Source organism: Streptomyces nanshensis, from assembly GCF_001751255.1.
GTDB lineage: Bacteria > Actinomycetota > Actinomycetes > Streptomycetales > Streptomycetaceae > Streptomyces > Streptomyces nanshensis_A.
In genome coordinates this window covers 10900-21115 of the sequence record NZ_LJGW01000347.1, presented here as the reverse complement: position 1 = coordinate 21115, position 10216 = coordinate 10900, and the positions used below count along the sequence as shown (strand labels likewise).

8 protein-coding genes are annotated in these 10216 nt (G+C 73.1%); 7 read left to right on the top strand and 1 reads right to left on the bottom strand.

Annotated elements, in window-relative coordinates; translation table 11 throughout:
- Positions 1 to 43: 43 nt before the first annotated feature.
- Positions 44 to 2317 (bottom strand): MMPL family transporter, encoded by a 2274-nt coding sequence (locus tag AN218_RS20665; protein WP_107421524.1) that lies wholly within the window; start codon positions 2315 to 2317, stop codon positions 44 to 46.
- Positions 2318 to 2418: 101 nt separating this feature from the next.
- On the opposite strand from AN218_RS20665, the gene AN218_RS20660 reads away from it, so the two are divergent.
- From AN218_RS20660 to AN218_RS38355, 7 genes are all read left to right on the top strand, one after another.
- On the top strand, positions 2419 to 3147 hold the full coding sequence (locus tag AN218_RS20660) for a TetR/AcrR family transcriptional regulator (RefSeq protein WP_244900558.1): 729 nt from the start codon (positions 2419 to 2421) through the stop codon (positions 3145 to 3147).
- A gap of 187 nt (positions 3148 to 3334) precedes the next feature.
- Entirely contained in the window at positions 3335 to 4249 is a 915-nt protein-coding gene (gene hpnC / locus AN218_RS20655) for a squalene synthase HpnC (protein WP_070018386.1), read from the top strand.
- Between the two features lie 7 nt (positions 4250 to 4256).
- Positions 4257 to 5198 carry a presqualene diphosphate synthase HpnD gene (gene hpnD, locus AN218_RS20650; RefSeq protein ID WP_070018385.1) on the top strand — a complete coding sequence of 314 codons (942 nt, stop codon included), beginning with the start codon at positions 4257 to 4259 and terminating at the stop codon, positions 5196 to 5198.
- Positions 5195 to 6790: a hydroxysqualene dehydroxylase HpnE gene (hpnE, locus tag AN218_RS20645; protein ID WP_079132391.1), complete on the top strand. Its 1596-nt coding sequence runs from the start codon at positions 5195 to 5197 to the stop codon at positions 6788 to 6790. Before hpnD ends, hpnE begins: the two co-directional genes overlap by 4 nt.
- Positions 6787 to 7857, top strand: coding sequence for a polyprenyl synthetase family protein (locus tag AN218_RS20640; RefSeq protein WP_070018384.1), 1071 nt, complete (start codon positions 6787 to 6789; stop codon positions 7855 to 7857). The genes hpnE and AN218_RS20640 overlap by 4 nt, the downstream gene beginning before the upstream one ends.
- Positions 7858 to 7908: 51 nt before the next feature.
- Entirely contained in the window at positions 7909 to 9918 is a 2010-nt protein-coding gene (gene shc / locus AN218_RS20635) for a squalene--hopene cyclase (protein WP_070018383.1), read from the top strand.
- On the top strand, positions 9915 to 10216 hold a 302-nt coding region (locus tag AN218_RS38355; RefSeq protein ID WP_476755969.1), incomplete at its 3' end, for a phosphorylase family protein. The genes shc and AN218_RS38355, both read left to right, overlap by 4 nt.

Genomic DNA, 10216 nt, shown 5'->3' with positions numbered 1-10216 from the left:
TGGACGGGTCCCGGCCGGCCGTTTGTCATGTGAGAGCGCCGCGTCAGACGCCCGCGCCCGTACGCGGCTGCGCCTCCTCCCGCTCCTCCCCGGCGTCCGCTTCCGCCTCCGCCGTCGGTTCCGCTTCCGCCTCCGCTCGGGTACGCGGCGGACCGGCCGACTCCGCGAGCCCCACCCTGCGGTGCAGCCTCCGCAGCGGCCCCGGCGCGTACCAGGCACCGCGCCCCAGCAGCCGCATCGCCGCCGGGACGAGGACTCCGCGTACGGCGACCGCGTCGATGAGGATCGCCAGCCCGCTGCCCAGCCCGAACATCTGCAGGAAGCTGATCTCGCCGGTGGTGAAGGCGAAGAAGCTCACGGCCAGCAGCCCCGCCGCCATCGTCACGATGCGCCCCGTACGGGACAGCCCGCGGGTGACGGACTCCGCGTTCGAGGCGCCGCCGTCGTGCAGTTCCTTGATGCGGCTGGTGACGAAGACCTCGTAGTCCATGGAGAGCCCGAAGACGATGCAGAACATCAGCACCGTCATCGAGGTGTCCATCGGCATCGCCGTGAAGCCCAGCACGTCGGAGAGATGCCCCTCCTGGAAGATCCACACCATCGCGCCGATCGACGCCGTCAGGCTCACCGCGTTGAGCACGAGCGCCCGCAGCGGCTGGACGACGCTGCCGGTGAAGAGGAAGAGCAGCAGGAAGGTCGTGCCGACGACCATGCCGACGGCGCCCGGCAGCCGGTCGCCGATCGAGGTCTTGGTGTCGACGAGTTGGGCGTCGCGCCCGCCCACCAGCGCCTCGCCGCCGCCCGGCGCGGGCACGTCCCTGATGGCGCGCACCACGTCCTGCCGCTCCTCCGCCGTACTGCCCCGCTCGGCCGTGACGGTCAGCATCTGCGCGTCCGCCCGGCCGAGACCCGCCTGGGCACGCCCGGCGGGCGCCGCCTCGCCGTCGGTGTAGACGCCGCTGCTCGCCTGGACGCGGGCCACGCCCTCCAGCCGCGAGACGCGCTGCGCGTACGCATCGAGCTGCTGTCCGGGCACCCCGGCCGTGGTGACGATCTCCAGCCCGTCCGCCGAACCGCCGGGGAAGTCCTCCGCGAGCACACGGGAGACCTCCCGGCTCTGCGCGTCCTGCGGCAGCACCCGCTCGTCCGGCATCCCGAAGCGCGCACCGAGCAGCGGGCTCGCGGCGAGCAGCAGTACGGCGAGCACCGGCAGGGCCGTGAGCGCGGGACGGCGCATGACCGTACGCGCGAGCCTGCCCCACACCGGGGCGTCCGGGCGGCGCACGGCGTCCGCCCACGGCAGCCGCCCCTTGTTCACGCGGTGTCCGAGCACCGCCAGCAGCGCCGGTACGACGATGAGCGCCGCCAGCGCGGCGACGGCCACGACCCCGATCCCCGCGTACGCGAACGAGCGCAGGAAGAACGGCGGGAAGAGCAGCAGCGCCGCCAGCGCCGCGACGACCGTGGCCGCCGAGAAGGCGATGGTGCGCCCGGCCGTCGTCACGGTGGTACGCAGCGCGTCCCCGACGTCGTCGCCCTCGGAGAGCCGCTCACGGAAGCGGCTGACGATCAGCAGGCCGTAGTCGATCCCCAGCCCGAGCCCCAACGCGGTCGTGAGGTTGACGGAGAAGACCGACACATCGGTGACGCTGCCCAGCACGAACAGCTCGGCGAAGGTGCCGAGGATCGCGATCAGCCCGATGGCCAGCGGCAGCAGCGCCGCGACGAAGCTGCCGAAGGCGATGACGAGCAGTACGAGCGTCACGGGTACGGCGACGGACTCGGCGACCGCCAGATCCGCCGAGACCTGTGCGGAGATGTCGTTGTTGAGCGCGGCGGCGCCGCCGGCCCGTACCTCCACGGGACCCCGCTCGCCCGTCCGCTCCTCGATGATCTCCTTGGCGCGGTCGGCGACTTCGCTGCTGTCGCCCCGTACATGCGCCAGGACGAGGGCCTGCGAGCCGTCCCGCGAGGTGAGCGCGGAGCCGCCCGCGTCCCAGTAGGACGAGACGCGGGTGATGCCCTCCTCCTGCTTCAGCTCCTCGGTCAGCTTCTCGCCCGCCTCCCGTACGCCGGGCGAGCGGAGCCCGCCCTCCTCGGCGCGTACGAGCAGGACGAGGTTGTCCTCGCCGCCGAACTTGTCGGCGATCAGCGTCTGGGCCCGGCTCGACGGCGCGTCCGGATCCTCGAAGCCCCCCGCCTGCAGCTTCCCGAAGGCGCCGAATCCGACGGCGCCCATGGCCACCACCGCGATCAGACTGAGCGCGAGCAGGGCCCGTGGCCGGCGCAGGGCCAGCTCCGCGATGCGTCTTAGCACTGTCTTCGTCCCCCCATGAGGCGTCCGCGCCGATGTTTACGGCGTCAACATGGATTCTGGCGACGGATGTTAATGCTGTCAACATCGGGCAGGATGGAAGCATGGCGGACATGGCGAAGACCGGTACGGGTGCGACAGGAGCGACGGAGGAGACGGCACGGGAGGGCCGCGAAGGCTCCCGTCCCGGAAAGACGGCCTACCACCACGGCGATCTGCGCAACGCCCTGATCGACGCCGCCACCGACCTCGCCCGCGAGGGTGGCCCCGAGTCCGTCGTACTGCGCGCCGCCGCCCGCCGCGTCGGCGTTTCCCCGACGGCCGCCTACCGCCACTTCGCCGGACAGGCCGAACTGCTGCGCGCGGTCAAGGAGTTGGGTCAGGAGCACCTGGCACGCGCGATGGAGGCGGGCCGCAGTACGGACGCTCCGGGTCCGGAGGCCGCCGAGGCACGGCTGCGCGCCCTCGGCCACGGCTATCTCTCCTTCGCGCTCGCCGAGCCGGGCCTCTACCGCGCCGCCTTCTGCCGCGACAACCTCCAACTGAGCGCGCTGGACGGCTCCGTCACGCCCGACGGAGCGGACGGCACCTGGGAGTTCCGCTCGTTCGGCATCCTCGTCGAGGCGCTGGACGGCCTCGTCGAGCACGGCCGCATGTCCGCGGAGCAGCGTACGGGCGCGGAGCTGACGGCCTGGTCGACCGTGCACGGCCTGGCCATGCTCTTCCTGGACGGACCGCTCGCGGCGCTCTCCTCCGAGGAGATCCACACGGTGGCCGAGCGCGCCTTCGACGTCCTGATCGCCGGCTTCGCCGCGTCCCCCGCCCGGGACTGATCCGCGGCCTCCGGCGCCGCGTACCGGCCACGTCCGGAGAACCGTTTTCCCCCTGCTCCCGTCCGGGTTCCTCCGCCAGGCCGCGGGCCCCGGGCCGCCACCGTGCCGGAGCGGCGTGTCCAAAATAGGATGTTTTATCCCAGCGGTGTAGAAACGGAGATGTGACGGCAATGGCTTCTGGCAGCACGTGGTGAGCGCGGAGGCGGACGCGCATGCGCGTGCCGTCCTCGCCAAGGCCACGAGGGAGAACTTCCCGGTGGCGCCCGGATTCCTGCCGCGTGAGTGGCGCTACGACCTGATGGCCGTGTACGGCTACGCCCGCCTCGTCGACGACATCGGCGACGGCGACCTCGCCCCCGGCGGACTCGACGCGAAGTACCTGGGGCTCGGCCCCGGATGGGGGAGCGAGCCCGGAGGGGACCGGCTCGCCATGCTCGACGCCTTCGAGAACGACCTGCTCCGGCTCTTCGAGGGCGACGGCCGCGCCCCCGGCCACCCCCTGCTGACGGCGCTCGCCCCGACCGTGCGGCGCCGCCGTCTCGGCCCCGAACCGTTCCTCGCCCTGATCGAGGCCAACCGTCAGGACCAGAAGGTCCGCCGCTACGCGGACCACGCCGAACTCCTCGGCTACTGCGAGCTGTCGGCCAACCCCGTGGGCCATCTCGTCCTCGCCATCACCGGGACCGCGACCCCGCAGCGCATCCGGTACTCCGACGACGTGTGCACGGCGCTGCAGATCGTCGAGCACCTCCAGGACGTGGCCGAGGACCTCGGCCGCGACCGCATCTACCTTCCCGCCGACTCCATGGCCCGCTTCCACGTCACCGAGTCCGATCTCGCCGCCCCGCGAGCCAACGCGTCGGTCCGTGCGCTCCTCGCCCACGAGGCCGGCCGCGCCCGCGAGCTGCTGTCCGCCGGGGATCCCCTCGTCGCCAGCGTCCGCGGGCGGCTGAAGCTGCTGCTCGCGGGGTTCACCGGCGGAGGGCGTGCCGCTCTCCGCGCCATCAGCCGTGCCGGATACGACGTACTCCCAGGACCTCCCCGGGCCACCACGCGCGGGCTGCTGCGCGAGGTGGCCGCGACCCTGCGACGAGAGGGGTGAGCGGACCGTGGACAGAGCCCGGCCCGTACCGTACGTGCCGCCTTCGGTGGCCGCCGCGTACGACTACTGCGAGTCCGTCACGGGCCAGCAGGCCCGCAACTTCGCCTATGGCATCCGGCTGCTGCCGACCGGCAAGCGCCGGGCGATGTCCGCGCTCTACGCGTTCTCCCGGCGCGTCGACGACATCGGGGACGGCCCCCTCGAACAGTCCGTGAAGGTGGCCAGGCTCGAAGAGACACGGCGGCTGCTCGGCCGCATCCGCGAGGGCGGCATCGACACGGGCGACACCGACCCGGTCGCGGTCGCCCTCAGCGATGCCGCGCGCCGCTACCCCGTGCCCATGGAGGGGCTCGACGAACTCATCGACGGCGTCCTGCTGGACGTGCGGGGCGCCACGTACGAGAGCTGGGAGGAGCTGGAGGTCTACTGCCGGTGTGTGGCCGGCGCGATCGGCCGGCTCTCGCTGGGCGTGTTCGGCACCCTCCCCGGAGTACGGGACGCCGCACGCGCCTCGGAGTACGCCGACACTCTCGGCCTCGCACTCCAACTCACCAATATCCTCCGGGACATCAGGGAAGACGCCGACCACGGACGCACCTATCTGCCCGCGGAGGATCTTGAAAAGTTCGGCTGCTCCGCCGACTTCCGGAGCGACGAGGCGCAGCCTGGCAGCGACTTCCGCGGGCTGGTGCACCACGAAGTCCAGCGGGCCCGCGCCCTGTTCGCGCACGGGTACCGGCTCCTCCCGCTGCTGGACCGCCGGTCCGGCGCCTGTGTCGCCGCGATGGCCGGGATCTACCAGCGGCTGCTGGAGCGGATCGCGGCCGACCCGTTCGCGGTGCTGCGCGAGCGTGTCTCGCTGCCGAACGGACAGAAGGCGTACGTGGCCGTACGAGGGCTCACCGGCATCGACGCCCGGCACGCGGCGAGGCGGAGCGCACGGGCATGAGCAGGTCTGACACCGGCCGGACGGAAGCGGACGGCACGCGTACGGGCGGCACCGCCGGGACCCGTGCCGTCGTCGTCGGCGGCGGGATCGCGGGGACGACCGCAGCGCTGGAGCTGGCCGACGCGGGGGTGTCGACGACGCTGCTGGAGGCCCGGCCGCGGCTGGGCGGTCTCGCCTTCTCCTTCCACCGGGACTCGCCCGCCGGGCGGCTCACGATCGACAACGGCCAGCATGTGCACCTGCGTTGCTGCACGGCCTACACCCGGTTCCTGGAGCGGATCGGCGGCGCCGGGCTCGCGCCCGTACAGCGGCGCCTCGACGTGCCCGTCCTCGATGTGGGCCCGCAGCGGCCGAAGTTGAGCAGACTGCGCCGCAACTCCCTTCCCGTACCGCTGCATCTGGCCCCGGCGCTCGCGACCTACCGGCATCTGACGCCCGCCGAGCGGACCCGCGCCGCCCGAGCGGCGCTCGCCCTGGAGCAACTCGACCCGGCCGACCCCGCCTTGGACGACGTCGACTTCGCGACCTGGCTGCACGGCCAGGGCCAGAGCCCCCGCGCCGTCCGCGCCCTGTGGGACCTGGTGGGCGCCGCCACGCTCAACGCCCGTGCCCCGCAAGCGTCGTTGGGGCTCGCGGCCATGGTCTTCCGTACGGGGCTGCTCTCCGCTCCCGGCGCCGCCGACATCGGGGTCTCCCGCGTACCGCTGGGGCATCTGCACGACACCCTCGCCCGGCGGGCCCTGCGGGCGGCCGGCGTACACGTCGTGACGCAGACCCGGGCCCGGGGCGTCACCGCGGCTTCCGGCGGCGGCTGGACGGTCTCGGCCCAGCAGGGCGCGGACTCCGCGGCGGAGCACCACGCGGACGCCGTCGTACTGGCCGTGCCGCAGCACGAGGCGCATGACCTGCTGCCCGAGGGCGCGCTGCCCGCACCCGGACGGCTCCTGGAGATCGGCACCGCGCCGATCCTCAATCTGCACGTGGTCTACGACCGCCGCGTGCTGCGCCGCCCGTTCTTCGCCGCGCTCGGAACGCCCGTCCAGTGGGTCTTCGACCGTACGGGGCCCTCGGGGCTCGGCGGCGGCGGGCAGTACCTCGCCGTCTCCCAGTCGGCCGCGGGCCGCGAGATCGACGCGCCCGTGGCCGTGCTGCGCGAGCGCTATCTGCCGGAGCTGGCACGGCTGTTGCCCGCCGCCCGTACCGCACGCGTCGTCGACTTCTTCGTCACGCGTGAGCGCACGGCCACCTTCGACCCCCGCCCCGGGGTGGGCCGGCTGCGTCCCGGCCCCCGTACGGCGGCGCCCGGTGTCTGCCTCGCCGGAGCGTGGACCGATACTGGCTGGCCGGCGACCATGGAGAGCGCCGTGCGGAGTGGCGAGTCCGCCGCCCGGGAAGCCCTCACCGCCATGAGCCGCTCGTACGACAATGATCCGGTGCCCGGCACCACACGAAAGGGCGGTGGCATGAGCAGCGCCGACACAGGCGGCACGTCCGGAGGACGCAGACGGACGGCACAGCACGTACCCCCCACGGCTTCGCCGCGCTCCGCGGTATCCGTACGACCCGCACAGAACGCAGAGGAGACCCCGTGACCACGGCGAACCAGCACACCGTCGTCGACGACACGAGCGTCAGCGCTCTGCTGGAGCGCGGCCGCAGGCTCGCGACTCCCGTGCTGCGCGAGGCCGTCGACCGGCTCGCACCACCGATGAACACCGTCGCCGCCTACCACTTCGGCTGGATCGACGAGTGCGGACGCCCCTCGGAGGCGGACGGCGGCAAGGCCGTACGCCCGGCGCTCGCGCTGCTGTCCGCCGAGATCACCGGCGCCCCGCCGGAGACGGGCCTGCCCGGAGCCGTCGCCGTCGAACTCGTGCACAACTTCTCGCTGCTGCACGACGATCTGATGGACGGCGACGAGCAGCGCCGCCACCGCGACACGGTCTGGAAGGTGCACGGACCGGCCCAGGCGATCCTCGTCGGCGACGCCCTCTTCGCCCTCGCCAACGAGATACTGCTGGAGCCGGGCACCTCCGAGGCGGGACGTGCCACGCGCCGTCTGACGCGTGCGACGCGCATGCTCATCGACGGACAGGCGCAGGACATCTCCTACGAGCACCGTGAGCAGGTCACGGTCGAGGAGTGCCTGGAGATGGAGGGCAACAAGACCGGCGCGCTGCTGGCCTGCGCCGTCTCCATCGGCGCCGTGCTCGGCGGTGCCGACGACCGTACGGCCGACGCGCTGGAGTCCTACGGCTACCACCTGGGCCTCGCCTTCCAGGCCGTCGACGACCTGCTCGGGATCTGGGGCGACCCGGAGGCCACCGGCAAGCAGGCGTGGAGCGATCTGCGGCAGCGCAAGAAGTCGCTGCCCGTGGTGGCCGCGCTCGCCTCGCAGGAGGAGGCCGCCACCCGCCTCGCCCATCTCATGCGCACCGACGCGAAGAAGACCCAGGAGGAGTTCGAGGACTTCGACGAGGCGGAGTTCGCCACGCGGGCCGCCCTCATCGAGGAGGCCGGCGGCCGCGAGTGGACCTCGGCCGAGGCACAGCGGCAGCACACCACCGCTCTCGCCGCTCTCGAACCCCTCGACATGCCCGCCCACGTACGTGAACAACTCATCGCGCTGGCCGACTTCGTCGTCGTAAGACAGCGCTGATACGCAGCCGGCGCTCCGTGCGTCGCCCGGACCCTTGCAAAGGGGAGAGACATGACAGCGACGACGGACAGCGGCAACTCGGCGACCGCCACCGCACGGCCGCGGAGCGCCGGAAGTCTCACGGAGCGGGCGGAGCACACGGCCGCCCGCGCCGTGGAGCATCTGCTCGCCCGGCAGGACGCGGCGGGCTGGTGGAAGGGCGATCTGGAGACCAACGTCACCATGGACGCCGAGGACCTGCTGCTGCGCGAGTTCCTCGGCGTCCGCGACGAGCGGACCACACAGGAGGCGGCGCGCTTCGTACGGTCCCGGCAGCGGGCCGACGGTACGTGGGCCACCTTCCACGGCGGTCCCGGAGACCTCTCGACGACGATCGAGGCGTACGTCGCGCTGCGGCTGGCCGGCGACGCCCCGCACGAGCCGCACATGGAGCGGGCCGCGGCGTGGGTGCGCGAGCAGGGCGGGGTCGCGGCCAGCAGGGTCTTCACCCGTATCTGGCTGGCGCTCTTCGGCTGGTGGCGGTGGGCGGACCTGCCGGAGATGCCGCCGGAGATCATCTGGTTCCCGAAGTGGTTCCCGCTCAACATCTACGACTTCGGCTGCTGGGCACGGCAGACGATCGTGCCGCTGACCGTCGTGTGCGCGAAGCGGCCCGTACGTCCGGCGCCGTTCCCCCTCGACGAACTGCACCGCGACGCCGCCCGCCCGAACCCCTCGCGACGGATGGCGTCCCCGGCGAGCTGGGAGGGGTTCTTCCAGCGCCTGGACCGCGGGCTGCACGCCTACCGCAGGGTCGGCTCCCGCTCGCTGCGCAGGGCCGCGCTGCGCAGCGCCGCACGCTGGATCGTCGAACGGCAGGAGAACGACGGCTGCTGGGGAGGCATCCAGCCCCCCGCGGTCTACTCGCTGATCGCGCTGCGGCTGCTCGGCTACGACCTGGACCATCCGGTGATGCGCGCCGGGCTGGCGTCCCTGGACCGCTACACCGTGCGGTACGAGACGGCGGGCGGCGAGGACGGCGAGAGCGGTGCGGCGCGCATGGTCGAGGCGTGCCAGTCCCCGGTCTGGGACACCTGTCTGGCGACCATCGCCCTCGCCGACGCCGGGGTGCCCGCGGACCACCCCGCGCTGGTCAAGGCCGCCGGCTGGATGCTCGGCGAGCAGGTGCTGCGGCGCGGCGACTGGTCCGTACGCAAGCCTCAACTGCCGCCCGGCGGCTGGGCGTTCGAGTTCCACAACGACTCCTACCCGGACACGGACGACACCGCCGAGGTCGTCCTGGCGCTGCGCCGCGTACGCCACCCCGACCAGGGGCGCGTGGACGCCTCCGTACGCCGGGCGGTGCGCTGGGGACTGGGCATGCAGTCCAGGAGCGGCGCGTGGGGGGCCTTCGACGCCGACAACGACAGCCCGTTGCCCAACCGGCTGCCCTTCTGCGACTTCGGCGAGGTCATCGACCCGCCCTCGGCCGACGTCACGGCCCACATGGTGGAGATGCTGTGCGCCGAGGGCCGCCGCGCCGACCCGCGCGTACGCCGTGCGGTCACCTGGCTGCTGGCCGAACAGGAGGCCAGCGGCGCCTGGTTCGGGCGCTGGGGCGTCAACTACGTCTACGGGACGGGCTGTGTGGTGCCGGCGCTCGTCGCCGCGGGACTCTCCCCGACGCACCCGGCGATGCGCCGCGCGGTCGGCTGGCTGGAGAGCGTGCAGAACGGGGACGGCGGCTGGGGCGAGGACCTGCGCTCCTACCGTCCCGGGCATGAGCAGGAGTGGGCCGGACGCGGCACCTCCACCGCGTCCCAGACCGGCTGGGCGCTCCTCGCGCTGCTCGCGGCGGGGGAGCGGGACTCGCTCGCCGTGGAGCAGGGGATCAACTGGCTCACCCGCACCCAGCGCGAGGACGGAAGCTGGGATGAGCCGCACTTCACCGGCACCGGTTTCCCCTGGGACTTCTCCATCAACTACCACCTGTACCGGCAGGTCTTCCCGCTCACGGCGCTCGGCCGCTACCTGCACGGCGACGGCACCGGCGCCGCGACGGGGCGGCAGGAAGAGAGATGACGGAGACCGGTGGCCGCGGGCCGCTGCTGATCGCCTGCGCCCTGGGCATCGAACGGCTCGCGCTGCGGCGCTTCGGCGACGTCCGGCACGGGGCGTACGGACCGTACGGGACGTACGACGCGGGCGAGGACGGCGGGCCGGTCACCGTGCTGCGCACCGGCATGGGCCCCCAGGCGGCCGACCGGGCGGTGACGCGCGCACTGCGCGAGGAGCGCGAGCCCGGCGGCACCGCGGTCGTGGCCACCGGATTCTGCGCCGGGCTGCTGCCCGGCATGCACCCCGGCGACCTCGTCGTCGC

Coding starts and splice junctions, on each gene's coding strand:
- AN218_RS20660 (WP_244900558.1), top strand. CDS start 2,419: ATGGCGGACATGGCGAAGACCGGTACGGGTGCGACAGGAGCGACGGAG.
- hpnE (WP_079132391.1), top strand. CDS start 5,195: ATGAGCAGGTCTGACACCGGCCGGACGGAAGCGGACGGCACGCGTACG.
- shc (WP_070018383.1), top strand. CDS start 7,909: ATGACAGCGACGACGGACAGCGGCAACTCGGCGACCGCCACCGCACGG.